This is a genomic window from Streptomyces sp. NPDC059256 (genome assembly GCF_042753785.1).
GTDB lineage: Bacteria > Actinomycetota > Actinomycetes > Streptomycetales > Streptomycetaceae > Streptomyces.
In genome coordinates, this window is sequence record NZ_JBHYZO010000007.1 from 338,924 (window position 1) to 364,611 (window position 25,688).

The 25,688-nt window shown below is 69.4% G+C and carries 17 protein-coding genes; 8 read left to right on the forward strand and 9 right to left on the reverse strand.

All coding sequences use genetic code 11. The features are described from left to right. The 4 genes from ACFXJL_RS19005 to ACFXJL_RS19020 are packed head-to-tail and all read left to right on the forward strand — an operon-like array spanning position 1 to position 4,176. Complete coding sequence (locus ACFXJL_RS19005) at positions 1 to 951, forward strand: amino acid ABC transporter permease (RefSeq protein ID WP_384693833.1); 951 nt, start codon at positions 1 to 3, stop codon at positions 949 to 951. Next, the gene (locus ACFXJL_RS19010) at positions 948 to 1,721 is read left to right on the forward strand and encodes an amino acid ABC transporter ATP-binding protein (protein ID WP_358879786.1); all 774 of its coding nucleotides are present in this window, start codon (positions 948 to 950) and stop codon (positions 1,719 to 1,721) included. Before ACFXJL_RS19005 ends, ACFXJL_RS19010 begins: the two co-directional genes overlap by 4 nt. Then, entirely contained in the window at positions 1,721 to 3,337 is a 1,617-nt protein-coding gene (locus tag ACFXJL_RS19015) for an amidohydrolase family protein (protein ID WP_384641443.1), read from the forward strand. Before ACFXJL_RS19010 ends, ACFXJL_RS19015 begins: the two co-directional genes overlap by 1 nt. Continuing rightward, a complete protein-coding gene (locus ACFXJL_RS19020) occupies positions 3,334 to 4,176 on the forward strand; it encodes a serine hydrolase (protein ID WP_384693838.1) in 843 nt (280 codons plus the stop codon). The genes ACFXJL_RS19015 and ACFXJL_RS19020 overlap by 4 nt, the downstream gene beginning before the upstream one ends. A gap of 127 nt (positions 4,177 to 4,303) precedes the next feature. Here ACFXJL_RS19020 and ACFXJL_RS19025 read toward each other — a convergent pair whose 3' ends face one another. Together ACFXJL_RS19025 and lysA are read right to left on the reverse strand one after the other, a co-directional pair. Further along, positions 4,304 to 5,227, reverse strand: a complete 924-nt coding sequence (locus tag ACFXJL_RS19025; RefSeq protein WP_358879783.1) for a LysR family transcriptional regulator — start codon at positions 5,225 to 5,227, stop codon at positions 4,304 to 4,306. Positions 5,228 to 5,348: 121 nt separating this feature from the next. After that, positions 5,349 to 6,704: a diaminopimelate decarboxylase gene (lysA, locus tag ACFXJL_RS19030; RefSeq protein WP_384693841.1), complete on the reverse strand. Its 1,356-nt coding sequence runs from the start codon at positions 6,702 to 6,704 to the stop codon at positions 5,349 to 5,351. Positions 6,705 to 7,095: 391 nt separating this feature from the next. On the opposite strand from lysA, the gene ACFXJL_RS19035 reads away from it, so the two are divergent. Continuing rightward, a complete protein-coding gene (locus tag ACFXJL_RS19035; protein ID WP_358879781.1) occupies positions 7,096 to 7,587 on the forward strand; it encodes a hypothetical protein in 492 nt (163 codons plus the stop codon). Positions 7,588 to 7,824: 237 nt separating this feature from the next. On the opposite strand, the gene ACFXJL_RS19040 is transcribed toward ACFXJL_RS19035, so the two are convergent. The 4 genes from ACFXJL_RS19040 to ACFXJL_RS19055 all read right to left on the reverse strand — a co-directional run bounded on the left by ACFXJL_RS19040 (position 7,825) and on the right by ACFXJL_RS19055 (position 14,431). Next, entirely contained in the window at positions 7,825 to 8,697 is an 873-nt protein-coding gene (locus ACFXJL_RS19040; RefSeq protein ID WP_384693844.1) for an alpha/beta fold hydrolase, read from the reverse strand. 114 nt (positions 8,698 to 8,811) lie between these two features. After that, positions 8,812 to 9,636, reverse strand: a complete 825-nt coding sequence (locus tag ACFXJL_RS19045; protein ID WP_384693847.1) for an AAC(3) family N-acetyltransferase — start codon at positions 9,634 to 9,636, stop codon at positions 8,812 to 8,814. Between the two features lie 40 nt (positions 9,637 to 9,676). Beyond that, positions 9,677 to 11,899, reverse strand: a complete 2,223-nt coding sequence (locus ACFXJL_RS19050) for a tetratricopeptide repeat protein (RefSeq protein WP_384693849.1) — start codon at positions 11,897 to 11,899, stop codon at positions 9,677 to 9,679. Between the two features lie 246 nt (positions 11,900 to 12,145). Further along, positions 12,146 to 14,431: an ATP-binding cassette domain-containing protein gene (locus tag ACFXJL_RS19055; protein WP_384693852.1), complete on the reverse strand. Its 2,286-nt coding sequence runs from the start codon at positions 14,429 to 14,431 to the stop codon at positions 12,146 to 12,148. A 470-nt stretch (positions 14,432 to 14,901) separates the two neighbouring features. Here ACFXJL_RS19055 and ACFXJL_RS19060 point away from each other — a divergent pair, with 470 nt between their 5' ends. Together ACFXJL_RS19060 and ACFXJL_RS19065 are read left to right on the forward strand one after the other, a co-directional pair. Next, positions 14,902 to 17,346, forward strand: a complete 2,445-nt coding sequence (locus tag ACFXJL_RS19060; protein WP_358879777.1) for a chitinase C-terminal domain-containing protein — start codon at positions 14,902 to 14,904, stop codon at positions 17,344 to 17,346. Between the two features lie 309 nt (positions 17,347 to 17,655). After that, positions 17,656 to 18,846 carry an alpha/beta hydrolase gene (locus tag ACFXJL_RS19065; RefSeq protein WP_358879776.1) on the forward strand — a complete coding sequence of 397 codons (1,191 nt, stop codon included), beginning with the start codon at positions 17,656 to 17,658 and terminating at the stop codon, positions 18,844 to 18,846. 136 nt (positions 18,847 to 18,982) lie between these two features. Here the strand turns inward: ACFXJL_RS19065 and ACFXJL_RS19070 are convergent, their stop codons facing one another. Together ACFXJL_RS19070 and ACFXJL_RS19075 are read right to left on the reverse strand one after the other, a co-directional pair. Then, positions 18,983 to 19,903, reverse strand: a complete 921-nt coding sequence (locus ACFXJL_RS19070) for an N-acetyltransferase (RefSeq protein WP_384693856.1) — start codon at positions 19,901 to 19,903, stop codon at positions 18,983 to 18,985. 186 nt (positions 19,904 to 20,089) lie between these two features. Beyond that, entirely contained in the window at positions 20,090 to 21,220 is a 1,131-nt protein-coding gene (locus tag ACFXJL_RS19075) for an alpha/beta hydrolase (protein WP_384693859.1), read from the reverse strand. 567 nt (positions 21,221 to 21,787) lie between these two features. Here ACFXJL_RS19075 and ACFXJL_RS19080 point away from each other — a divergent pair. Then, positions 21,788 to 23,671 carry an ATP-binding cassette domain-containing protein gene (locus ACFXJL_RS19080; RefSeq protein ID WP_384693862.1) on the forward strand — a complete coding sequence of 628 codons (1,884 nt, stop codon included), beginning with the start codon at positions 21,788 to 21,790 and terminating at the stop codon, positions 23,669 to 23,671. On the opposite strand, the gene ACFXJL_RS19085 is transcribed toward ACFXJL_RS19080, so the two are convergent. Next, positions 23,617 to 25,005: an aminotransferase class V-fold PLP-dependent enzyme gene (locus ACFXJL_RS19085; RefSeq protein WP_384641604.1), complete on the reverse strand. Its 1,389-nt coding sequence runs from the start codon at positions 25,003 to 25,005 to the stop codon at positions 23,617 to 23,619. The two genes, ACFXJL_RS19080 and ACFXJL_RS19085, sit on opposite strands and share 55 nt — an antisense overlap. Positions 25,006 to 25,688 lie beyond the last annotated feature (683 nt).

A 25,688-nucleotide genomic window follows, 5' to 3' on the forward strand; every position in this document is an offset into this window, starting at 1 on the left:
GTGAACACCGACACATCCGACGTCAAGAAGACCGGCGGGGGCGTCATCGGCGAGGATCCGGACGATCTCTCGTTGCGGGTGACGCGCCGCCCCCGGCCCGGGCGGTGGGTCGCCGTGGCCGCCGCCGCCCTGTTCACGGTGTGGCTCGCCTACACCGTGATCATCAATCCCAATCTGCATTGGGACGTCATCGCGGATTACCAGTTCGACGGTGTGATCCTCAAGGGTCTGTGGGTGACGATCCAGCTCACCCTGATCTCCATGGTCGTGGGCATCGCGATCGGTGTCCTCATCGCGGTGATGCAGCTCTCGCAGAGCCCGGTCCTACGGATCACGGCGAGCGCCTACACCTGGTTCTTCCGGGGCACGCCGCTGCTCGTGCAGCTCATCTTCTGGTTCAACCTCGCCCTCCTGTTCCCGGTGATCAGCATCGGCATACCGTTCGACGGGCCCAAGCTCGTCGAGTGGCAGACGAACGCGGTCATCACAGGATTCGTCGCGGCGCTGCTCGGCCTCTCGATCAACGAGGGCGCCTACATGGCGGAGATCGTGCGAGCCGGCATCCAGAGCGTGGACCCCGGTCAGCGCGAGGCTGGCGAGTCCATCGGCATGTCGAACCGGAAGATCCTCACCCGGGTCATCCTGCCCCAGGCCATGCGGGTCATCATTCCGCCGTTCGGCAACCAGTTCATCTCCATGCTGAAGACGACGTCCCTCGTCTCGGTCATCGCAGGCTCGGATCTGATGACGGTCTCCCAACACCTGTACCTGGCCAACTTCGAAGTCATCGCCCTGCTGATGGTGGCGTCGATCTGGTACCTGGTGCTCACCACGGTCGCCAGCATCGCCCAACACTTCATCGAACGCCGGTACAACCCCGGCGCGACACCGGTGCGCCGACGGGTCCTTGCCAACCTCAGGCCCGGACGCACCGCCAAGGGGGCAGCGTGAACGACATCGTCCTGCGGGCCCGCGGGGTCCGCAAGAAGTTCGGCGACATCGAGGTACTGCGAGGCATCGACCTCGAAGTGCGTACGGGTGAGGTGTTGTGCGTCATCGGCCCCTCGGGGTCAGGCAAGTCCACCTTGCTGAGGTGTTTCAACCACCTGGAGCGCATCGAAGCCGGTCGGATCTGGGTGGACGGCGAACTCGTCGGCTACGAGCAGCACGGTCCGACGCGGGGAGTGCTGAGGGAACGCCGTCCGCGCGATGTCCGCAGACAGCGCGAGCGGATCGGCATGGTCTTCCAACGGTTCCACCTGTTTCCGCATCGCACGGCGTTGCAGAACGTGATGGAGGGACCGATCACGGTCAAGCGTCTCCCCCGGGCCCGTGCCGAACGGCAGGCGGTCGAACTCCTCGACCGGGTCGGGCTCGCCGACCGGGCCGATCACTATCCGGCACAACTCTCCGGTGGTCAGCAGCAGCGCGTCGCCATAGCCCGGGCATTGGCGATGGAGCCGACGTTGATGCTCTTCGACGAGCCCACATCGGCCCTCGACCCCGAGTTGGTGGGCGAGGTCCTCGGGGTCATGCGCGATCTGGCGCGCAGCGGGATGACGATGATCGTGGTCACCCATGAGATGGGCTTCGCCCGCGAGGTGGCGGACCGCGTCGTCTTCATGGACGAGGGAGCCGTCGTCGAGGCGGGTCGCCCCGACGAGTTGTTCACCGATCCGCGCCACGAGCGCACCCGGGCCTTCCTGTCGACGGTCCTGTGATGGGCGACTACGACCTCGTCCTGCGCGGGGGCATCGTCGTCGACGGGACCGGCGCCCCCGCCACCAGGGCCGATGTCGCCGTGCGCGGGGGGCGCATCAAGGTTCTGCCCCCGGGATCGGGAACGAGCGCGACCGAGGAGGTGGATGTCAGCGGGCAGGTGGTCGCTCCCGGCTTTATCGATGTGCACACCCACTCCGACGCCCTCGCTGCGCCTCATGCGGCCGACGACGGCTCGGGGGCGATCGAGCGGCTGCGGTTGGCGCCGCTCCTTCAGGGAGTGACCACCGAGATCAGTGGGAACTGTGGCATCAGCCTCTTTCCCTCGCTGCCGGAACTGCTGCCAGAACTGGCCGAGCACGTACGGGTGTCCTTCGGCCTCGGGACCGTTCCCCCCGCCGTGGACTTCGATGCGTTCGCGGCGGGCCAGGACCCGGCACTGCGCCACACGCACATCGCCTCGCTGGTGGGGCACGGAACCCTGCGCGCCGGGGTGATGGGATTCGATGCCCGCCCACCCACCGCACATGAGCTCGATGTGATGTGCGCACTGCTCGACCGGGCGTTGGAGCAGGGGGCGGCGGGGCTGTCCACGGGGCTGATCTACCCGCCGGGGACCTATGCCGGCACCGAGGAGATCATCGCCCTGGCGAAGGTGGCCGCCCGGCACGGCAAGCCGTATGTGACCCATCTACGCGATGAGATGTCGCAGGTCGAGGGGGCGTTGGAAGAGGCCCTGGAGATCGCGGTGCGATCGGGTGCGTCCTTGCAGGTGTCACACCACAAGACGGCGGGCCGCCACGGTTGGGGCGCCACGCTGCGGACGCTACCGCGGCTGGAACGGGCGCGCGCAGCGGGAGTGGACGTCCTGTGCGATGTCTATCCGTACACCGCCGGCAGTACCGTGCTGCACGCCATGCTGCCGCCGTGGACCAGCGAGGGCGGTGTCGGTGTAATGCTGGAGCGGCTGCGCCGGCCGGAGGAGCGCGACCGCATCCGGTGGGACATCGTCCACGGGGTGCCCGGGTGGGAGAACACTGTCGGGAATGGCGGTTGGGATCTGATCGCGGTCGCTGCGGCTCCCTCGCGGCCCGGCGTGGAAGGGCGGCGCATCGCCGATCTGGCCGCAGAAGCGGGGGTCGATGCCATCGAGTACGTCTGTGAACTCCTGCTCGCCGAACGCGGCGAGGTGACCATCATCAGCCACTCGATGCACGAGGACGACGTGCGACGGGTCCTGGCCAGCCCGCTGTCCATGATCGGCTCGGACGGGGTGCCCAAACCCGGTCGTCCGCATCCGCGCTGGGCGGGCAGCTTCGCCAGGGTCCTCGGCCACTACGGCCGCGATCAGGGGCTACTGTCGCTGGAGACCGCGGTGCACAAGATGACGGGACTGCCGGCCCAGCGGTTCGGACTGACCGGGCGCGGTGTCGTCCGGGACGGCGCCCTGGCTGATCTGGTGGTGTTCGATCCGGACACGGTGCAGGACGGAGCAACCTTCGAGCAGCCGTTGCTGGCACCACGGGGCGTGAGCACGGTGGTGGTGGCGGGACGGACAGCGGTGCGCGACGGTCGTCCGACCGGTACGCGGGCGGGAGAAGTGGTGAGGGTGCGATGAGTCTGGCCAGGGTGGTTGCCACTGCGCGACGCTCGGCGGCACTGCCGTTGGTCCTGGCCGTGGCCGCCGTCGATGTGGACAGCGGCCAAACGGTGGGCCTCGATGAACGGGTCGTCCTTCCGGTCGCCTCGGCCTCGAAGGTCCTGTTGCTGGCCGAGGTGTCCCGACGTCTCGACTCGGGTGCGTTGCGCCCGGATGAACCGGTGGCGATCCAGGAGGCGGATGCCGTGGGCGGTACGGGCCTGCTGTCCCGGCTCAGTCGACGTGACTGGACGGTCGAGGACTTGGCCTGGCTCACCGCCTCGGTCAGTGACAATACGGCCACCAACGCACTGCTGCGGACGGTGGGCCTGGAGTCGACGGCGCGATTGGCGGATGCGGTGGGGCTCGGTGACCTTGCGCTGCACGACCTGGTGCGGGATGTCCGCGGACCGGATGTGCCGCCCGTCTTCGCGACCGGTACGGCGTGGGACCTGGCGCATCTGCTGGCCCGTGCGGTGCGGGGGGAGATGGTCTCCCCGCAGGCGTCGGCCCGGTTGTTGGGGTGGATGCGCGCCAACACCGACCACGGGTTGGTGCCCGCGCTGATCGCGCACGATCCGTATGCGCCGTTTCCGGGCCCGCCACCGGTCGGTGAGTTGTTGGTGGCCAACAAGACCGGCACCGACCCGGGGGTCAGGGCCGATACGGGCGTCATCGTCGGAACCCGGCGGCTGGCGTACGCGGTGGTGGCGCACTGGGACACGGCGCTCGGGTCCAGTACGGAAAGGGCCGCTGTGCACGCGATCCGCGATGTGGGCCGCAGCCTGGCGGACTGCGCCGGAGGGGAAGTCCGCTGAGACAAGGGGTCGGCCCGCAGCCCGGGGGGCGATGGGCCGGCCTCCGGTCGGTACCGATCAATCGAAAGCCTGTGTGGGCGGACGGTGACCGCACCGCATCACGCTCGGCTGCTGGGGCGGTGGAGCCTCATGCCCACTGCGTCTCCAGTAGCGAACCGACCTCCTGGGCTGCCGAGCGCAGGTCGGTGAGGAACGCCTGGAGCAGTGGGTTGCGGTTGGTGGCGCGGGTCGCTACCCCGACCCTGCGGTGCAGTTGGGGGTGGTCGAGCCGGCAGACGTGGACACCCGCGGTGTCACCGAGCCCAAGGGCGGGAACCAGTGCGATTCCCATGCCGGCGCGGGCGAGGTTGATGGTGACCTGGTAGTGGTCGCTGCGGCAGCGGACCCGCGGCAGGAAGCCCTCTGCTGCGCATGCGCGTTCCAGCACCGGTTCGCCGGTGTCGCCGCCGCGTGTACCGATCCAGGTCTCGCCCTCCAGCTGCGCCAGCCGTACGGTTGCGCGCTGGCCGAGTCGGTGCCGCAGCGGAACGACGACGAGTTGCGGCTCGTCGAAGAACATCTCCACGTCCACGGCCGCTTGTCGACACCAGGGGTCCAGCGGGTGTTCGAAGACGACGGCGGCGTCCAACCGGCCCGCTTCCAGATCGGGCAGCAGCTCGTGCGGCTGGCCGAGGATGAGTTCGAGCTCCACCTGCGGGCGCTGCGCCGCGAAGACCGCCAGGGCCCTCGGGAGGAGTTCCAGGCCCGACGAGGCGAAGAAGCCGAGGCGCAGCAAGCCCGCCTCGCCCGCGGAGTGCCCGCGGAGGTCGTCCTGGGCGACTGCCATCAGATCGGCGATGGCCTGGGCGTGTTCGGCCAGTCGCTGCCCGGCCGGTGTGAGCCGAAGGCTCTGTGGTGCCCGTTCGACCAGGGCGACGCCGAGTTCCTGCTCCAGGCGGGCGAGCTGGTGGGAGATCGCGGATGGACTCAGATGGAGTGCCTGGGCGGCGGCCACGATGGTGCCCCTGCGGGCGATCTCCAGCAGGACGTGCAGACGGGCGCTGTTGAGCATCGGGCTAGGTTAGAGCCTTTCTCACGGGTGCTGTCGAGCTCTGCCACGACCGGCGCCCCGGGGCACCTGTGCGGGGCCCCGGGGCGGGCCAGGGCGCTGGGCCCTGGCTGTCGGACACGATTTAGACCGACTGGACCGACGACTGGCGGGCCGCCACCAGTTCGCCGGCTCCCGGGCGGACGGACATCTCGACGCCGGTCGCATCGGCGTCCAGGCGCAGCAGGTCGTCCTCCGTCTCACGTCGCACCACGACCCGGGCGTCACCGTCGCGGACGAAGACCACGGCGGGGCGCGGCAGCTTGTTGTAGTTGGACGCCATCGCATAGCCGTAGGCGCCGGTCACCGGGGTGGCCAGCACATCGGACACCTGGAGGTCCGCGGGCAGGGCTGCGTTGTCGATGATCACATCGCCGCTCTCGCAGTGCTTGCCAACGAGCCGGGCCCGCAAGGGACGCGGGGAACGCGAGGAGCGGGGCAGGAACGCCTCGTAGCGACTGGCGTACAGGGCCGGCCTGAGGTTGTCGCTCATGCCTCCGTCGACGCTGACGTAGGTCCGTACGCCGTGGATGTGCTTGATGGTGCCGACCCGGTAGAGGGTCAGTCCGGCGCGGGCGACGATGGAACGGCCCGGTTCCACCGCGACGTCGCCCTCCCAGCCGGCACCGCGGGCGGCGTCGCGGACGCGCCCGGCCCACTCGGCGAATGTGGGGGCGCTCTGACCAGCCTCGTAGACGACGCCGAGTCCGCCGCCGACGGTGAGCCGGCACACTCCCGACTGAGCGGCGAACCGGGCGACGGCCGCTGCTCCGGCGGCGAGTTCGGTCGCGTCCAACACCTGGGACCCCACGTGTGCGTGGACGCCCTCCAGGACCATCGCCGGGGAGCCCGCGGCACGGCGCACGGCCGTCGTCGCAGATCCGTCGGCGAGGCCGAAGCCGAACTTCGAGTCGCTGCCGCCGGTCCGGATCGATTCATGGGCGCCGGCTGCGACACCGGGGGCGATCCTGAGCTGAATCCGCGCCGGGGGCAGTTCTCCGGTGGCGTGGAGTCGTTCGATGCGGTCCATCTCGTCGAAGCTGTCGACGACGATGTGTCGTACGCGGGCGGAGATCGCTCTCCGCAGTTCCGCCTCGTCCTTGTTGTTGCCGTGGAGCACGATCCGGTCGGCGGGTACGCCCGCGCGGAGTGCGACCGCGAGTTCACCGCCGGACGCGACGTCGAGGAGCATGCCCTCCTCATGGGCGAGTCGGGCCATGGCCGTGCACAGGAACGCCTTGGAGGCGTAGGCGACGTTGTCACGGCCGAAGGCCGCGACGGCTTCTCGGCAGCGCCTGCGCAGGTGTTCCTCGTCGTAGACGAACAGGGGCGTGCCGAAGCGGCGTGCCAGTTCGGTGAGCGGGACGGCGCCTACGGTCAGTCCTGCTGGACCTTCCTCGGCGGTGAGGGGCAGCAGTTCTGGCTCGATGGCTGACGACATGGTTCCTCCCCGGAAGCGGACTCGCTGTCATCCTGTGGCCTGGCGCTGGGGCACAAAAGCGCATTCTTCTCGGGGTGAGCCACGATTTTTACGATGCTCCGCGGGATACGACTCCACCGGGGAGGCATGGAGGCACAGGGACGACCGCTTTGGGCGCATTCGGGGTGTCGGTCCACCGGGACGGCGGCCTCGACTGGGAACCTCGGCCCGACGGACGCCCGCTCCCCTAGACACGGATACGAACACGGACCCGGACCCGGACCCGGACACGGACACGGACACGGATGTGGACATGGACGTGGACCCGGTCGACGGAGGTACGGGCGGGCGGCACGGCGAAGAGCAACCCCGCGGCCCCGGTCCGGGCCGCAGATCCTGGGCGGGAGACCCGATGGACGTCAGTACGTTCTACGCGCTGTTCTCAGCGACCTGTTTCACGCTGGTGGGGCTCTGGTGGAACGTCGTGCAGAACCATCCCGACTGGCTTCGGTCCGATGCCCTGCGCCGGGTGGTGGGCGGGATCTATCTGTCCTTCCTCCTGCCCGCGCTGATGGGACTGTTCGCCCAGGTGGGCGGGGTGGAGACGCCGGAGATCTGGCGGACCAGCTTCGTGGTGCTCGCCGTCATCGGCTGTGCGTCCACCGTAAGGCTGTTGGGCCGCACCACCAGCGATCGGAGCGTTCGTTCGCTGGCCGCCCCACAGGTGGTGGCGTGTCTGCTCTATCTGCTGATCGCGGTGGTGGGGGTGGCGCCCGACGTGGCCGATCCGCTCGGACTGCGGCCCATCCAGGCGGAGGCGATCCTGCTGAGTCTTCTGGTGCTGATGGGGCACGGTCTGGTGTGGCGTTTCATGGCCGGCGCGGGACGGCCCGACCCGGCGTGAGCGCTGCTCGGCTCCCGTACCCGGACGGCAGGAGCCTGCCGTCGGATCCTCCGCGCCCGCACTGACCGGGCCGGCCGAACTGCTCGCTCCCGTCCGCGGCCGGCTGATCATCGCGATCGTGCTCCAAGCCCTGGCGGCGATGGGACTGCTGCTCTCCCCCCTCTTCCTGCTGGCGTGGACTCTGGACACCAGTGCCCTGTTCACCAGAGCAAGAGCGGCCAGCGGCCCGTTGAAGTCCTACGCCTCCAGGGCGCCTTGCACAAATCGCCGCAGGTGCATCCGCACGGCTTCGGGCTGCTCCAGCCAGGGCTCGTGCCCCGCGCCCTCGATGCTGGTCAGGGGCAGTTCGAGTCGGAGCGCGAGTGAACGGAGCGCCGACAGGGGACGGGGATCGTCGGCCCCGCCGAGGATCCCCGACCGCGCGGGCAGGCGGGCAGTCAGCTCGGCGAGGTGCTCATCGAGCGGATCCGCGCGCTCTTCTGCACCGAGTACGCCGTTCATGGTCCAGTTGACCGGGCGACGCAGCCGAGCGCCGCGGGCTGCCCAGCGCTCCCCGCGCCGAGGATCCGAGTGGTCGGTGAACCAGGCCAGCGTGAGCAGCTCGACCTCCTGTTCCTCCGTGCGGTGCGGAAGCTCCTCCAGGTCGCGCAGCCGCTCCTGCTGCGCCGTGGACATACGGCGGCTGCGCTCGGCTCGGTACTCGGTTCGCCAGTCGCCGACGAACGGTCCACACATCAGCAGCGTCGCCACGACCCGATCGGGATGCGCCAGGCAGAATCGGCTCGCGAGATCAGCGCCGTAGGAGTGCCCGATCACCATGGCCCTGGGCACCCCCCATGCGTCGAGGAGCTCGGCGAGGTCATCGACGTGCCGGGCCAGGGTATGGGTGCCCGGCCACGGGGATCCGCCGGTCCCACGCTGGTCGTAGCGGTACACGGGTGCGAGGTCCGCGACCATGGGAGCGACATCGCCCAGGTAGTCCGGCAGGCCCGGACCACCATGCAGCAGAACTACGGCCGGCTGCGAACTCGTATCCCCCAGCGCCATCCAGCGCACCCGAGCCGCGTCGGTCATCGTCACGAAGCCCTGCATGTCCATCGAAGTCACCACGGACAAACTATCGGTGCCACGGCGGCTCCGCGGCCGGACTCACGTCGTGGACTTGAAGGGGACACCGTGAGAGCCGAGTGGGACGCTCGTCCCTCAGTGGCGTTGGGCATCGAGTCAGTCGAGTGGTCCGCCCGCTATGGCGTCCTGGCACGACCGGCAACGGGCCGAGCAACGGGTCAGCTCCGGGTCGGCGACCAGCGCGGCAGTCGCCGCGGCCAGTGTCTCGCGCACCGGGTGGGCGTCCCAGCGGGCGGCGCCCACGGTCGTCGTTCGCGCACTGGGGCTGAGCCAGGGGGCCAACCGGGGAAACCCCTCCGAGCAGGACCCCACCTCCACCAGGGTGGTACGGCCGTCCCCGGCCCGGGCCCAGCGTCGGAACAGCCGGCGTCCGGACTGCTGCTCGGCGAGGTGGAGCACGGTCATCCGGTTCAGCCCGACGCCGATGAGCAGGCTCCGCCCGTCCCGTTCGGCCAACGCCCGCAGCGGAGCGTACACATCGTCCGGGCCCTGTGCGCGGACGAGGGCCGCGGCATCCGGTCCGACGGCGGCGAACGAATTCAACGGATGTCGGCCCCGGTGCACATCGGCTCGGGCGAGGACCACCGCCGGGAAGGCGCCGAGACGGGGATTGACCAGTCCACAGTCGGGACTGTAGACGGCGGGCGCCGGCAGCGAGTCGCGGAGCGACGGCCGGGAGTAGTCCACTCCGTTGCGGGCCGGGCGCATCGAGGGTGAAGGCGGTGGGGCCACGCCGAAGTGCGTTTCGGTGAAGGCCGGTACGAGGATGGTGCAGCCCCTGCCGACGAGAGCGTCGACCAGGGTGTCCGCGCCCCCGTCGAGCGGCACTCCGAACGACCGTAGGGCAGCGTGGACCAGCACCGGCAACCCGGAGAGACCCAACTCGTCCACGGCCGTTCCGAGATGCTCCGCAGTGATCATCACACCTACTCCTCCGTTCAATCCCGCCGTCACAACGGGTTCAGACGACATGGCGCGCTTCGAAGGGCTCACCGCGCCGCAAGGTTTCGAGGGCTCTCAGGGTGGCGACGGTGTCGGGATGCTCCTCGCCGAGCACCCGTCGGCGCAAGGCGAGCACGCTCCGTGAGATCCGCTCGGCCTCGGCGATCCTGCCCAAGGCTGCGAGTGTCCAGGCGAGCTCGTGCCGAGTGGTCAGCGTCTCCGGGTGGCTCTCGCCCAGAACCTGCCGACGGGCGCGGAGAACCTCTCGGTAGAGGGCCTCGGCCTCGGCGCGACCGCCATCCATCCCGCGCACCCAGGCCAGCTCATGGCGGGAGGCCAGGGTCTGCGGATGGTCCACGCCGAGTACCCGCCGACGGTCCTCGTGAATCCGGCCGAGCGCGGTGGCCGCCTCGGTGTAGCGGCCCTGGTTGGCCATGGCCCAGGCGAGTTCGTGGGCGGTGGTCAGGGTGTCGGGCGCGTCATGGCCGCACACCGTCTCCCGGGCCGCCAGCACCTGGCGGTAGGCGTCTTCGGCCTCCGCCCAACGCCCCTGGCAGGCAGCGATCCAGGCGAGTTCATGACGACTGGCCAGGGTGTCCGGGTGCGCCTCTCCCAGCACCCGTCGACGGGCCGCGTACACCTGACGGTAGAGGGTCTCGGCCTCCGGCCCATCGCCCTGGAAGCAGATCTGCCAGGCACGCTGGTGTTGCAGGGCGAGCACGGCGGGATGGTCAGGGCCCAAGGGCGTCGAGTGCTCCAGGCCGGTCAGACACAGCCGGGCGGCCGACCGGTGGGCGCCGTCCCGGTCAGCGGCGCGGGCGGCATCGGCGGTGGCGTCTGCGAGCGCCGCCAACAGCGGTGGGTCCAGCCGACCCGCGGCGGTCCGGTGGAGGGCGCCCAGGTGGGGAGCGAGCCGCCGGTAGTGGTGCCAGTCCGCGGGCTGGTCCATCCGCAACCTGCCGATGGCGGCGATGAGCAACTCCGCAGCGGCAGCGGGTATCCGGCCGTCGCCCGCTCCCTCGGGGTCGTCGCCGGGGTTTCGGAGCGGGCCGAGGTGAAGCCTGCTGATGTCGGCCACCACCGGATGGACGGTCAGTCCGGCGCCGCCGTCCGGTTCCTGGTCAGCGGCCAGCAGCCCCACATCGACCAGTCCGCGCAGAGCCCGCTCCACAGCGGGCTCTGCTCCGGCGAGGGCCGCCAGGGCGGGCACGCCGGTGTCGATCACCTCCCGAGGGACTGGTGCACCGGGCAGGTAGCACGACAGCAGGCGCAGCAAGGTGCGCGCCTCGGGGACGCCCTGGCGGTCGAGGGCGTCCAGGGAGATCTCCCAGGTGAGTGTCACCGTTGCGCGGGGGGCCTCAGCGGGTCCCGGATCCCCGGGCCAGCCATGGGTCAGCGGAGTGTCGAGGAGGGACCGGAACGCGGTGAAGGTGGCCCTGCGGGCGACACCGGAGCCGAGGTGGGTCCCCGCCAGGGTGAGGGTCAGCGGAAATCCGCCGAGGCGGCGGGCGAGCTCCCGGGCGGCGCCCGTCTCACCCGCTCCCGGAGCCAGGTCGGTGAGCACCAGGGCGCCGGCCTTCTCATCGAGCAGGGGTACCGGCAGCAGGGTGGCGTTCCCGCCCCAGGCGTCCGCTCCCGTGTGTCTGGTCGTCACCACGATCAGGCCGTTTTGGACGGGGCGGAGCCAGCCGGGTCGGGTGAGCACGTGGGGGTCGTCGGCCTCGTCCAGAACGAGCAGCCAGCCGGCCGGAGCTCGGCGGAGCACATCCCAGAAGCGGTCGGCAGCGTCCGTCGATCCGGCAGCCAGCGCTTCCAGATCGGCCCGCTGGGCACCTGCCCGACGGGCGACGGAGACCAGACCGGCCGCGAGCGAGTCCGGGTCGCCGGCGGACACCCACCACACCGACCGTTCCCTCCCGCGGTGCCGGTCCTGGCGGGCCCACTCGGCCAGGGCTGTGGCCACGGTCGACTTGCCGACACCCCCGGGTCCGGTGAGGACCAGGATTCCACCGCGCGGGCGGCGCACCCGCTTCCTCAGGGTGCCGAGGAGTTCGTCTCGCCCCCGCACCGGGCGCGGCGGCAGGGAGGGCGGGTGAACGGACGAGCCGTACGGTTCGGGCACGTTCGGGGCGGGGTCGGGCGGCTGTGCCCGCCCATGGGCGCGTAACTGTCTCCAGGCGACACCGAGCCCCAGGAGGGTGCCCACCGTGCCGACCACTGCCACAACCAACTCAGCGTCCATCGCTCCCCCGTCGACCGCGACCGGATGCCGGCCGTACGGACCGGAACCATCCTGGCGCACCGGCGGCCCACGGGGCAGGGGGCAATCCACCCAGACCACCAGGGGCCGATCGGTGCCCACCTCCCCGTCCGGTCGGCGGCCGGCACCGATCGGCCTTCGCCCTCCCCGGAACACGGACAGCACAGATGGGCGAGTGCTTCTCCGTCTGCGTGGGCACACCGGGCGGGTGTGCCCACGCCACTGCACCTAGCGACCCACGTACCGTCGGAGGTGTTGCGCCGTCAGGGTGTCGGACGAGGTGACGAGTTCGGTGGGAGTACCGGTGAACACCACGCGCCCTCCGTCGTGGCCGCCACCGGGGCCGAGGTCCACCAGCCAGTCGGCGTGGGCCATGACCGCCTGGTGGTGCTCGATCACCACGACCGTGTTGCCCTCGTCGACCAATCGGTCGAGCAGGGCGAGCAGCTTGTCCACGTCGGCCATGTGGAGGCCGGTGGTCGGCTCGTCGAGGATGTAGGTCGAGGACTTCTCCGCCATGTGGATCGCCAGCTTGATCCGCTGCCTTTCACCTCCGGACAGGGTGTTCAGCGGCTGGCCGAGTCGGAGGTAACCGAGGCCGACGTCGTTGAGTCGCCCGAGGATGGTGTGGGCCTGGCCGGACGGGAAGAATGCGTACGCCTCGGCGATCGACAGCCCGAGGACCTCGCTGATGTTCTTCCCCCGCAGTTGGTAGGTGAGCACCTGGGGGGTGAACCGCTTGCCCTCGCACTTCTCGCAGACCGAGGCGACTCCGGCCATCATGGCGAGATCGGTGTAGACGAGTCCCAAGCCGTTGCAGTGGGGGCAGGCCCCTTCGGAGTTGGCGCTGAAGAGGGCGGCCTTGACGCCGTTGGCCTTGGCGAACGCGGTGCGGATGGGGTTGAGCAGACCCGTGTAGGTGGCGGGGTTCGAGCGCCGCGAGCCCCGGATCGGGGATTGATCGGCGACGACGACCCCCTCTCGGTCCGCGAGGTAGCCATGGATCAGGGAGCTCTTCCCTGATCCGGCGACACCGGTGACGACAGTGAGCACCCCGAGTGGGAGGTCGACGCTGACGTCCTGGAGGTTGTGTCGGTCCGCCCCCTTGATGGAGATCTGTCCGCGCGGTGTGCGGACGTTCTCGCGCAGCCTGGTTCGATGTTCCAGATGGCGCCCGGTCAGTGTGTCGGAGGCGCGCAGCCCGGCCACGTCCCCGCTGAAGCAGATCTCGCCGCCCCCTTCCCCGGCACCCGGTCCGAGGTCCACCACATGGTCGGCGATCGCGATGACCTCGGGCTTGTGCTCCACGACGAGGACGGTGTTGCCCTTGTCCCGCAGGAGGAGGAGCAGGTCGTTCATGCGTTGGATGTCGTGCGGGTGCAGTCCGATGGTGGGTTCGTCGAAGACGTAGGTCACATCGGTGAGGCTGGAGCCCAGGTGTCGGACCATCTTCACCCGCTGGGCCTCGCCACCGGAGAGGGTGGAGGCGGGTCGGTCCAGGCTGAGGTAGCCGAGGCCGATTTCGGTGAGGGAGTCCAGGAGGTGACGCAGTCCGGCCAGCAGCGGGGCGACCGAGGGGTCCTCGATGGTGCGGATGAAGTCGGCGAGATCGCTGATCTGCATCGAGGAGCAATCGGCGATGTTCACCCCGTCGATCGTCGAGGAGAGGGCGGCCTGGCTGAGTCGCGTGCCCTCGCACTCGGGGCAGCGGGTGAAGACCACAGCGCGGTCGACGAAGGTGCGGATGTGGGGCTGGAGCGCCTCGCGGTCCTTGACGAGCCATGTGCGCTGGAGCTTGGCGGCGAGCCCTTCGTAGGTGAAGTTGTTGGATCCGACCTTGACCTTGACGGGCTCCTTGTGGAGGAGGTCAGCCCATTCCTGGTCGGTGAACTCGTGCAGCTTCTTGTCGGGGTCGAAGAAGCCGGAGCCGGCGGTGATGGACCAGGGCCAGGAGTCCACGGCATGGCCGGGGATGGTGATCGCGCCCTCGTTCAGGGACTTCGCACGGTCGACCAGCTGGTCGACATCGATCTGTGATATCTCGCCGAGGCCCTCACATCGGGCGCACATCCCTTCGGGCAGATTGAAGCTGAAGGCTCCTGACGTGCCGATGTGGGGGGTGCCCAGACGGCTGTAGACGATGCGCAGCATGGTGTAGGCGTCGGTTGCGGTGCCCACGGTGGAGCGCGAGTTGGCACCCATCCGCTCCTGGTCGACCACGATCGCCGCACTGAGGTTGTGCAGGCCGTCGACGTCCGGCCGACCGAGGCTCGGCATGAACGACTGGATGAATGCGGTGTAGGTCTCGTTGATCAGCCGCTGGGACTCGGCGGCGATGGTCCCGAAGACCAGGCTCGACTTGCCGGACCCGGACACTCCGGTGAAGACGGTGAGACGGCGCTTGGGAAGGTCGATGTCGACATTGCGTAGATTGTTCTCACGTGCTCCTCGAACCTGAATCACGCTGTGAAGATCGGCGGGCATCTGCGGCGACGGGGTGTCAGCGGCGGACATAGAGAAGGGCCTTTCCTTTTCCTCGATCGTGGATCATGGAGAAACGTCCAGCTGGAACGCGGTGCCCAGGCCAGCGCCGGCTGGATGCGCGAGGGCAGGACGCAGTCTCCGCACCCATCTTCGCGCACCGGCGAGGTGCCTCCGCTGCGATGGGATCGATGAGAACCCTCTCCTTCGCCGACATCACGGGCACCCCCCGGGTGAGACTCGTTGTCAGCTGTGCGTCGGCATGCCCGCGGAGTGCGATTCAGGCGCACCCCGGGGGGATGCCAGCACACAGAAGTACCTAAAAGGTCCAGACCTATTGACGGGCTGGTCTAGTCCTTTTAATCTCTGCTCACCTCAGCGGATTTGGTTCTCGACGTGCGCACGTCCAGACCCAACACGCATGACCCCCACGCATTTTGAGCGAGGCCGATTCACCCCCGCGCCCCACACGGGCGGCGGGCCCCCCACCAGGAGGACCGACCGTGCTGTCCCTCACCCGTAAGAGAGCATCGCTGCTCGCCGTCGGCGCTGCCGCCGCCGCGCTGGTGGCCACCTCGCTCTCCCCTGGCGTCTCGGAGGCCGCCTCCCAGGAGGCGTGTCGTCCCGACGGCCTCTACTCGACCCCGGGCGTCGATGTCCCGTACTGCTCCATCTACGACGCCGACGGGCGCGAGAAGATGGGTACGGACCACCAGCGCCGCATCATCGGATACTTCACCAACTGGCGTACGGGCAAGGACGGCGCACCCGCCTACCTCGTCTCGGACATCCCGTGGAAGAAGATCACCCACATCAACTACGCGTTCGCGCACGTCGACCAGACCAACAAGCTGTCGGTCGGCGCGGACGGGCCGGACAACCCCTCGACCGGGATGACCTGGCCGGGCGTCACCGGTGCCGAAATGGACCCGGGCTACGCCTACAAGGGCCACTTCAACCTTCTGAACAAGTACAAGAAGGTCAACCCGCATGTGAAGACGCTGGTTTCGGTCGGCGGCTGGGCCGAGACCGGAGGCATCCTCCAGGGTGACACCCGGATCAACTCCGGCGGCTTCTACTCGATGACCACCAACGCCGACGGTTCGGTGAACACGGCGGGCATCAACACCTTCGCCGACTCGGCCGTCGACTTCATCAAGAAGTACGGCTTCAACGGCGTCGACGTCGACTACGAGTACCCGACGTCGATGAAGGACGCGGGCCACCCCGCCGACCACACCCTGGCCAACGGCCGTCGTGCGGGCCTCGCCAAGAGCTACTCCGTGCTGATGAAGACCCTGCGCGAGAAGCTGGACCGCGCCGGCGCGGCCGACGGCAAGCACTACATGCTGACCGTGGCGGCCCCTTCGTCGGGATACCTCCTGCGGGGCATGGAGACCTTCCAGGTGCAGAAGTACCTGGACTACGTCAACATCATGTCCTACGACCTGCACGGTGCCTGGAACGAGCACGTCGGTCCCAACGCCGCGCTGTACGACGACGGCAAGGACAGCGAGCTCGCCGGAGCGAACGTCTACGGCACCTCGCAGTACGGCGGAATCGGGTACCTCAACACGGACTGGGCGTACCACTACTTCCGCGGCTCGATGCCCGCAGGCCGCATCAACGTGGGACTCCCGTACTACACCCGCGGCTTCAAGAACGTCCAGGGCGGTACGGACGGTCTGTGGGGCAAGGCCGCTGCCACCACCTGTCCTGCCGGGTCGAACCTGACCAAGTGCGGTGACGGTGCGGTCGGCATCGACAACCTGTGGAGCGAGAAGGACACCGCGGGCAAGGAATCGCCCGCCGGCTCCAACCCGATGTGGCACGCCAAGAACCTGGAGAAGGGCGTCGTCGGCGACTACCTCCCCAAGTACGGCTTCCCGGCGAACACCACGCTGACCGGCACCTACGCCCGCAAGTACGACTCGACCCTGGTCGCGCCGTGGCTGTGGAACGCGCAGAAGAAGGTCTTCCTCTCCACCGAGGACGAGCAGTCCATCACCACCAAGGCCGACTACGTGGTGAACAAGGGCATCGGCGGCACGATGATCTGGGAGCTGGCGGGCGACTACGCCTGGAACGCGACCAAGGGTCAGTACGAGCCCGGTGAGACCCTCACCACTCTGATGTACGAGAAGTTCAAGGCGGCGGCCCCCTACGGCGCCAAGAAGTCCAACACCGCCCTGCCCACCGAGGCAGTCAACGTCGACGTCGACTTCGGTCAGTTCGCCCTCGGTGACAGCAACTACCCGATCAGCCCCAAGCTGACGATCACCAACAACACCAAGACGGCCCTGCCCGGCGGTACCGAGTTCCAGTTCGACTACGGAACCTCGGCTCCGGCGAACGCCAAGGACCAGTCCGGCTTCGGTGCCACCATCATCAAGAGCGACCACACCGGCAACAACATCGGTGGTCTGAAGGGTGACTTCAACCGGGTCTCCCTGAAGCTGCCGGCGTGGCAGACGGTCGCCCCTGGCGCCTCGGTCCAGCTCGACTTCGTGTACTACATGCCGGTGTCCACCCCGTCCAACTGGACGGTGAAGATCGGCACCAAGACGTACGCGATCGCCAGCGACCTGGCCCGCGGCACCACCGTGGTCGAGCCCGGTGGCAACACCACCGGTGGTACGACGTCCGGCACGACCAGTGGAACCACCTCGGGCACGACCAGTGGCACGACTGCCGGAACGACCAGCGGTACCACTTCCGGCACCACCTCCGGCACCACGAGCGGTACCACTTCCGGTACGACCAGCGGCACCACCGCTGGAACCGGCGGCACCTGCAGCGCGCCTCCGTGGAGCGCAGGCACCGAGTACGCGGGCGGCACGACCGTGTCGCACAAGTCGAAGAACTGGAAGTCGAAGTGGTGGACGAAGGGCGATGAGCCCGGAACCACCGGCGAATGGGGAGTCTGGACGGATCTCGGTCCCTGCTGACCGGATGACCAGCTCCTGACCCCGTAGAACCCGAAGGCCCCCGGCGGCGCAATCCCTGACCTTGTCGCCACCGGGGGCCTTCGTCATCCCCACACACCGCAACGCCACGACGGTCATCGCACAACGTCCAGGGCGGATGTCCGACAACCGATCGAAGGCCCGAACCACACCGGATGCACACCATCCGGGACGACCCGGGAACTCCGCACACTCACCACACCAGCGCACGCCCCCGGGTGGAGATCGAAAATGCTCAATAGCTACCAGAGTCTGATGCCTTCAACCCTCGAACGATCTAGCGTCGTTGGCATGGTCAAACTCACCCGGACGGCCACGGCCGTCACCCTCGCATTGTCACTCGCCGCACCCCTCGCCATCGCCGGCAGCGCGAACGCCGCGACGGGCACTCAGGACACCGTCTCCCGCAGCGCCCCGGCATCCGTTGCCGACTTCCCGCGACTTCCCCGCCCGACCGGGAAGTACGCGGTCGCCAGCACCACCTTCCACCTCGTGGACCAGTCCCGCCCGGACCCTTGGGTGCCCAACGCCGAGGGCCGCGAGTTGATGGTCACCCTCCACTACCCCGCCGCCCGCGCAGGCGACGGCCGCCACGCCCGCTACGCCACCGCGGAGGAAGCGAGGCTGCTGGTGGAGGGCAGCCAACTCGGCGGGCTCGTGCCACCGGAGAAGCTCAGCGGCATGCGGACCCACAGCCGGGTCGGCGCACGCCCCGCGCCGGGGCAGTTCCCCCTGGTGGTCCTCTCCCCCGGATTCACCGTCTCCCGGTACACCCAGACAGCGCTGGCGGAAGACCTCGCCAGTCGCGGCTACGTCGCGGCCTCCGTCGACCACGCGTACGAGTCCTACGGCATCGCCGTCCCGGGCAACCGGATGCTGACCTGTGTCGCGTGCACGGCGCTGGAGGGAGGTACGTCGGGCAGCGTGGTCACCTCGACCCGGGCCAAGGATGTGTCGTACCTCCTCGATGCGCTGGTCGGCCCGGCACCCGTATGGCGCAACGCCGAGATCATCGACAGCGACCACATCGGCATGGTCGGCCATTCCATCGGAGGTGCGAGCGCCGCCACCGCCATGGTCGCCGACAGCAGGGTGGACGCCGGCATCAACATGGACGGGGCGTTCTGGGAGCCGCTCCCACCGGAAGGGCTCCGAGGTCGGCCCTTCATGATGGTCGGCGCGGACGACGGGATGCACGATCCCGACGGCGGGGACCGCACCTGGACGGAAATGTGGCCCAAGCTGGACGGCTGGAAGCGCTGGCTCACCTTCGCCGGTTCGGACCACATGTCGTTCTCGGACAGCCCCCTCATCGCAGAACACTTCGGTCTGCCCCAGACGGCCCTGCCCGCCAAACGCACCGTCAAGCTCACCCGCACCTATGTGGCTGCCTTCTTCGACCAGCACCTACGGGGTCGGCCCCAGCCGCTCCTCAAGGGCCCCACCGACGCCAACCCCGAGGTGAAGTTCCACAACCCTTGAGCTAGCCGCTGTCCCACCACCCACGTGGGTGGTGGGACAGCCGTCCGTGAGCGCATCCGTCATGCGGTGAGCCCCGGCCCTTCCCACCCCGGCAGCGATGCGCACCGGTCCGGGGAGGGGCCGGGCGTGCGACGTCCTAGCCGGGTCGGTGGTCCCAGCCCCGTGCGGTGCGGGTGAGCTCGCCGAAGCCGTACCGCAACAACTCCTCGATCTCGCCCTCCTCGTCCGGCGTGGCATAGGCGAGGAGACGATCGGCGCCGCACAGTGTCAGCCACTGACCTGCCTGGCCCAGGAGCCAGGGCAGCAGACCAGGATGCGGATCATCCGGCAATCCGAGGTCGGAGACATCCGCCATGCCCAGGGAGCGGGCGTGTCGTTCCGGGCGGTCCAGCGTGGTGTCCAACTCGATGAACGCGATCTCCCGCGCGTCCAGCACCGCGCCGAGCCGCGTTCCCCAGGCACCGAGCGTCCGGCGGATGGTCAACCCGGCCAGTGGCGCGGGCCCCGGCGCGGGCAGGTCGGCGACCCGTGCGAGAAGGAGGACCTCGGTCTGGCCGCCGTGCACGAAGCCCGCCCGTTCCAGCGCGGCGCGCACATGGGGCCACTGATCCGGCACACCGTAGACGCCCGGAACGGGAAGCAGGCCGTCCGCGTGCCGCGACCTCACGCCCCACCGGTTGAACCGGGCGAGACAGGCAGCCATCAGGAGATCGGCGGCCTGCTCGGACATGGACTGCTCGCCGGCATCGATGTGGTGCAGGAACCAGCCGAGGTGGCCGGTGTCCCGGTAGTCCTCGCCGACATCCGGATCGCTGCCGTAGCGCAGCAGATGTGCGGCGGCCACGATCCGCCCGGCGCCCTCCACCACGAGGGTGGTGCGCTCGGTGACCCAGGGATCGGTGACGATCTCATCGGGGCAGCGTTCCAAGCTGCTGAGGACGGTGTTCACCGAGGCGACGGCGCCCGGGATGATGGCGGCGGCGTGCACATTGACCAGGGTGGTGAGCTGATCGCGATCTTCGCGATGAAAGGTACGCACGTGCAACGAAGCGGGCATGACAGAGCCTCCGTGGAATGGACTGGGAAGGCCGCCATGAGGTGCGGTACGAAATTCACCCTAGCAGCCCGCCGAAGTACCCATCCGGACTGCGGCTCGTCCTCACGTGCCCGGCCCGTGCGGTAGAGGCTCGCCTGCTGCGGCCGGGGCGGTGTGAGTCCGCCCCGGCGCAGAGTGGCCGTCAGATCAGTTGCCGCGGCTCCAACGGAACTCGATCTCGGGGAACCGTCGTGAGGGCGCGCTCAGGAGCGGAGCAGGACGACGGGCGAGGAAGCGGCCGAAGAACGCGACCGTGTACGCGCGGGTGATCTCGGACCCCCGGACGGCCGGGAGGGTGCCGAACGCACCCTGCCAGTCCGCCGCCTGCCACACCGTGCGCAGGCCGATGGCCTCGGCGTAGGAGGGCAGATCGGTGGCGGTCAGATGTCCGCCGTCGGCCAGGTGGAGATGGCGTCCCCAGCCGTGGTGCGCGGCTCTCCACCGTCCCCAGCTCTCATGGTCCGCGCTGGAGCTGAGGAGCAGATAGGGCCGGTCCAGTCCGACGTCGGGGACCGTGGTGCCGAACAGCCCGCCGTCGAGGTTGAGGCCGGCGATGAATCGTCGGTCCTGGCGCATCGCCTCCGCAGCCGCAGGCCCGCCCATGGAGTGTCCCAGCAGTCCGATGCGGGGCGGCAGCACATGGCGTTCGGTCAGCCGGTCCGCGACGAAGCGGAGGTCCGCGGCTCGCACGGCGATCTCCAGACGATCCTGGGCGTCCCAGTCGTCCGGGTTGGCGGGGAGCCCGCCGAGGATCAGACGCCCGTCGGGGAAGGCGACGACCGCGGCGTCGTGGGTGTGGTCGACCGCCGCCACCAGATGCCCGTGCGAGGCGAGTTCGACGGCGAGGGACGTGGTCAGGGCGCGGACGGAACCGCGTCCATGGCTGAGGAGGATCAAGGTGGGCAGACGTGGTGCCCTGCGCCCGGCGCTCGCTCCGGTGCGAACGCGGGCCAACGCTCCGGCCGGTGCGCCCCAGCCGGTCTCCAGCACCTGGGCGACCCTCGGGTGGAGGTACGCGGTTTCGGCGGCTCCGGTGGGTGCGTGGGGGAACCAGAGCTGAACCATCAACTCGCGGGGACCGGGGCGGGGGGCCAGCGGGTCGGTGCGGGTCTGGTCGACCAAGGGGAAGGAACGGGTGGCCACGGCCAGTCCGCCCGAGGGGCGGGGCAGCGGCAGGGGGCCTCCGGTCAGGGGCGGGGCGGCGTGGGCGGTGCCGGGCAGGGCAGCCGCAACGGCCGCGCCTCCGGCCCCCAGCAGCAGGGAACGACGAGCGAGCACCGAAACCTCCTGGGGCCGCGGGAGCGGAAGTGTTCCCGGGGCACGCACACCATAATTGGTCCGGACCAATTTTCGTGAGGGTTTGGGGATCACGCATCTGACCTGTGCCGTGGTCGAGTCGTCCGCAGCCCGAACTCGGCATCCTGTGCCTGCACCGCGAGGGTCGGGTGCCGGGGCACCACTTCGTCGATCACCGCAGGGAAAAGTGTCGAACGTCCCCCTGCGAGTGACTGTCCGTGGTTTCGGGTGGCCGTCACCACCACTCTTTCGGGTCGGACCGGATCGAGGGATGAGGCATCTCCACGACCTGTCTGTGCAGTTCGTGGCGGTAGCGCCGCCGCACCTGGGCAAGCGGGGAGCGCCGCCCACCGGCCGTCAGGAGGAGGAGAGTTGCCGACGAGCAGCCGTCCAGAACCATCGGCACCGCCGTGATGACGAACCGCGCCGACCGGCAGTGGGGAACGGAGCACAGGTGTGCCCGGTACGCCGTCTGGGCAGTGCTGTGACGTCGTACGGCGCTGTCCCGCGTCCTGGGGTGGCGGCGCACCGGGTGGCTGGAGATGACTGATGGCACGGACCGGACGAACACCGGGCGGAACGCACATCCACATGGCCGACGCAGGGCTGCGGGTGCGGGGCGGTAGAGAGGCACTCCACGGAGTGAGTCTCGACATCACGCCGGGACAACTCACGGCGATCGCGGGCGGCAGTGGCGCGGGCAAATCACTCCTGCTGGAACTGCTCGCCGGATTACGCCTCCCCTCGACCGGCACGGTCCACCACGACGACCGAACACCCGCGCAGGCCGCGGTGCCCTCCGGCTTTGTGCCGCAGGAGGACATCGTGCACCGCGGCTTGGGCCTGCGGCGCAGCCTGGAGTACGCGGCGCGGTTGCGTGGTGCCGCCGCCGACAGTGTCGAGGGCGTGTTGCAGGAGTTGGGGCTCGCCGAACGCGCCGAGCAGAGCGTCGGAACGCTCAGCGGAGGGGAACGGAAGCGGGCAGGCATCGCGGTCGAACTGCTGACCCGTCCGCGCGTCCTCTTCCTGGACGAACCGACCTCCGGCCTCGACCCGGCGACCGGGGAACGGTTGATGGACACACTGGCCGCGCTGGCGTCCTCCGGGGTCACCGTGGTGCTGACCACCCACTCCCCCGCCGACCTCGCCCGCTGCCACCAGGTGGTCTTCCTGACCCCGGACGGCGAGTTCGCCGGGTCCGGTACGCCGGACGAGGTGCTGCGGCGCTTCGACGCACATGACTTCACCGCGGTGTACGCGGCGGTCGCCGAACCCTCCGGTGCAGTCGGCGCCTCTGCTGCCAACGGCTCCGCGCAGCAAGCGCCGCAGACATCGGTCGAGGCGGTGGGAGCCACGGAATCGAAGGAACTCGGGGCCGCGCCCGCGGCAACCGTGGTTGCGGCTCCCGGCTCCGCCGACCTCGACCCCGACCAGCACACCCGACCCGTCGCACCAGGGACTCCACCACCGCCCGCGGCCCTACCGTCGCCGGTGATCGAGGAGTCCGTCGCTCGATCACCGTCTTCGGGACCGGGCGCGGTCGGGCAGTGGTGGTTGTTGACCCGACGCGGTGGTGAACTCCTGGTGCGGGACCGGCTGTCCGCGGCGATCATGGTGGGTTCCCCCCTGATGATCGTGGCGATGTTCGCGCTGTTGTTCCGCCCGGGGGTCTTCGATCCCGACCGACCGAGTCCATCGTCGACGGCGATGGTCCTGTTCTGGATCGCGTTCGGCGCCTTCTTCTTCGGTCTCGCCTACGGTCTGCTGCAAATCTGCGGGGAGTTGGGCGTGGTCCGCCGCGAGCGGCTGACCACCTTGCGCCTCGGCCCCTATCTGGCGTCCAAGGTCACCCTGCTGTTGCCGGTCCTGGCGCTTGCGGACGCCCTTCTGCTCCTCGTCCTACGGGCCGGGGACCGACTGCCTGACGCCGGCATGGACGTGTACGGTTCGCTCTTCCTGACCAGCGCCCTGGCGTCGGCCGCTGGGCTCGCCCTGGGCCTGCTGACCTCCGCATCGGTCGCGGACCCGGGCCAGGCCGCCCTCATGCTCCCGCTGCTCTGCTTCCCCCAGGTGCTGTTCTCGGGTGCTTTCGTACCGGTTCCGCTCATGGCGACGGCCGGTCAGTGGATCAGTGTGGCGATGACCAACCGCTGGGCGTTCGAGGCACTGGGTTCCGGCGCTGACCTTGAGGGGCTGTGGGCTCGGGGGGGTTCGCCCCTGGGCCGCCCGCTGCTCGCTTCGTACGGCGACAGCTTCGCTCATGAGCCCTGGACCAGGTGGCTTGTCCTCATCGGGTTCTCGGTCCTCTTCATCTGGGTGGCGGGTTGGTTGCTGAACCGTCGGTGCCCCACCGTCCGCCGGCCCGTCGTGAGCCGCCGTCAGCAGGTCAGTCGGGGGGCGAGGCCCTCCGGGGAGGGGACGCGATCCCGGTAGGTGTGCAGGAGGAAGCGAAGCAGCGCATCGACGTCCGACGGCTGCGACGGCAGTCCCAGGGACACCCGGATCGCTCCGCCCGATGGCAGCCCCAGACGGGTGAGGTACTCGTCGATCGTGGTGTTCTCACGGTGCCGGCCAGTGCGTTGGAGCGCTTTGAAGCCGATGTCGAAGGCGGCTTCTCCGGCCCCCGGATTACAGAAGCAGCCGGTGCGCAGGGAGATCCCGGCGCGGGCACTGTCCCGGGCGACGATGCGCTCGTCAACGACCGTGCCGTCGGAGTCGAGCACGTTGAGGGCCAGGGTGCCGCCCCGGCGATGGACTGTCCGCGGCCCATAGAGCCGAACCAGAGGACTGCCGTCCCCGTGACGCAGGGCGAGCAGCCCCGACAGGAGGCGTGCGGTGAGCCGGGCGACGTGGTCGTGGACGGCGTCGATGCCGATGGACTCCACCCAGTCGATGCCGGTGCTGATCTCGGGTATCGCGTGGAAGTCGACGCTGCCGTCCTCGAAGGCGGCTTCTCCTTCGGCGAGGCGGTGCCACTGTCCCTGGGCACTGACCACCTGGATCGTGCCGCCCGAGAACCAGGGGCGGCGCAGCAGGCCAAGCGCGGACTTCCGCGCGATGAGACAGCCCACCCCGGTGGGGTAGCCGAAGACCTTGTACCAGCTCAGTACGGTGAAGTCGGCGGGCCAGCGACTGAGTCGCAGCCGGTTGGTGGGGGCGAAGGCGGCGGCGTCGAGCAGCACGTGCCAGCCGTGTTGCTGCGCGTACGGTATCCACTCCAGTGGATGCTGTACGCCGCTGAAGTTGCTCTGGGCGGGAAAGGCGAACAGTCCGCGCCCGCCGCGGCGGGGACGCAGGGCGCGGCTGATGGCCGCGTCCGGGACGCGTAGCTCCGGTCCGGTGAGGGGGACGTAGGTGGTGTGGGCGCCGCGTGTTCGGGCGAACTCCCTCAGTCCGTTGACCGAGTTGTGGTTGTCGAGTGTGAGGAGGAGTCGGGCGTGACGGGGGTGGAAGGGATAGCCCTCGCCGACGAGTCGACAGGCTGCGGTCGCATTGGCCGTGAAGATGGCGGTGTACTGGGAGGGGTCGGCGTCGACGAAGTCGAGCACCCTGCGTCTCGCCTCCTCGACGAGTGCGGTGGTGCTGGCGGATGCGGGACTGTCGGAGTGCGGGTTGCCGTACACGCCTCGGGTGAGTCGGTTCGCTTGGATGCGCAGTTGACGGCGGGCCGGCAGCCCGGAGCCCGTGTAGTCGAGGTAGACATGGCTCGTTTCATCGAGGTAGCCGTATTCGGTGGCCCGCACGCCCGCAAAGTCCGCTTCCGTCATGGAGTCGGCATGTGCTCGCTGTCGTGTGTCCTGACGTTTGTCGTCGGTGCCGGTGGTCCCGGTTCTGTCTTCGGCCATGCTGTCCCCTGACCGTCGCCCCACTCCAGGATGCGTCCGGTGACCGTACGTCGGCAAGACGACCTCTCAGCGGGCGCCGGTCGGGTGAGTGCGAGGGGACGGATGGGGCGAAGACGGCGAACCCCAGCTGCCCCACAGGTGTGGCGGATGGGAGCACATGGGGCACTGTCCGCGCATCGCCGCAGGCCACAGCGGCAGTGGCTGCGCTGGCGGCGGGGAGTAGCGGGACGTACACCCCGGGTGGAGTGCAGGTCACCGTCAGCGAACCCGGTGGGTCGACGGCAGAGATCTTGCGATGCCGGACAGGCCGTCCGATGGCTGCGGAAGCGATCACTTCGAGCCAAAGCGCCCAGGGCCCCGAAGGGAGCCGCGCGGCTGGATGATCGATACGGATGGGTTCCCCGGAGCGGTCGAGCACATGCGCTCGAAGGAATCGAGACAACCTCCCCGGGGGCGCGACTGTTCTTCGAACGATCGGGCCTCCTGTTCGACTCGGGGCACCCCCGGGACACACAGCGCACCAGTGTCCGGGGCATGGGAGCGCGTCTTCCACGGGGTGGGCGAGCGCTACGCCGTTCCCGATCCCCGGGTGATGCCCGCGCGCC

Bases quoted from the DNA above. Each gene is read 5' to 3' on its own strand.
- ACFXJL_RS19035 (WP_358879781.1), top strand. From the start codon at position 7,096: ATGGACGTCAGTACGTTCTACGCGCTGTTCTCAGCGACCTGTTTCACG.
- lysA (WP_384693841.1), bottom strand. From the start codon at position 6,704: ATGTCGTCAGCCATCGAGCCAGAACTGCTGCCCCTCACCGCCGAGGAA.
- ACFXJL_RS19020 (WP_384693838.1), top strand. From the start codon at position 3,334: ATGAGTCTGGCCAGGGTGGTTGCCACTGCGCGACGCTCGGCGGCACTG.
- ACFXJL_RS19055 (WP_384693852.1), bottom strand. From the start codon at position 14,431: ATGTCCGCCGCTGACACCCCGTCGCCGCAGATGCCCGCCGATCTTCAC.
- ACFXJL_RS19065 (WP_358879776.1), top strand. From the start codon at position 17,656: ATGGTCAAACTCACCCGGACGGCCACGGCCGTCACCCTCGCATTGTCA.
- ACFXJL_RS19045 (WP_384693847.1), bottom strand. From the start codon at position 9,636: ATGATCACTGCGGAGCATCTCGGAACGGCCGTGGACGAGTTGGGTCTC.
- ACFXJL_RS19050 (WP_384693849.1), bottom strand. From the start codon at position 11,899: ATGGACGCTGAGTTGGTTGTGGCAGTGGTCGGCACGGTGGGCACCCTC.
- ACFXJL_RS19070 (WP_384693856.1), bottom strand. From the start codon at position 19,903: ATGCCCGCTTCGTTGCACGTGCGTACCTTTCATCGCGAAGATCGCGAT.
- ACFXJL_RS19015 (WP_384641443.1), top strand. From the start codon at position 1,721: ATGGGCGACTACGACCTCGTCCTGCGCGGGGGCATCGTCGTCGACGGG.
- ACFXJL_RS19085 (WP_384641604.1), bottom strand. From the start codon at position 25,005: ATGACGGAAGCGGACTTTGCGGGCGTGCGGGCCACCGAATACGGCTAC.
- ACFXJL_RS19025 (WP_358879783.1), bottom strand. From the start codon at position 5,227: ATGCTCAACAGCGCCCGTCTGCACGTCCTGCTGGAGATCGCCCGCAGG.
- ACFXJL_RS19080 (WP_384693862.1), top strand. From the start codon at position 21,788: ATGGCACGGACCGGACGAACACCGGGCGGAACGCACATCCACATGGCC.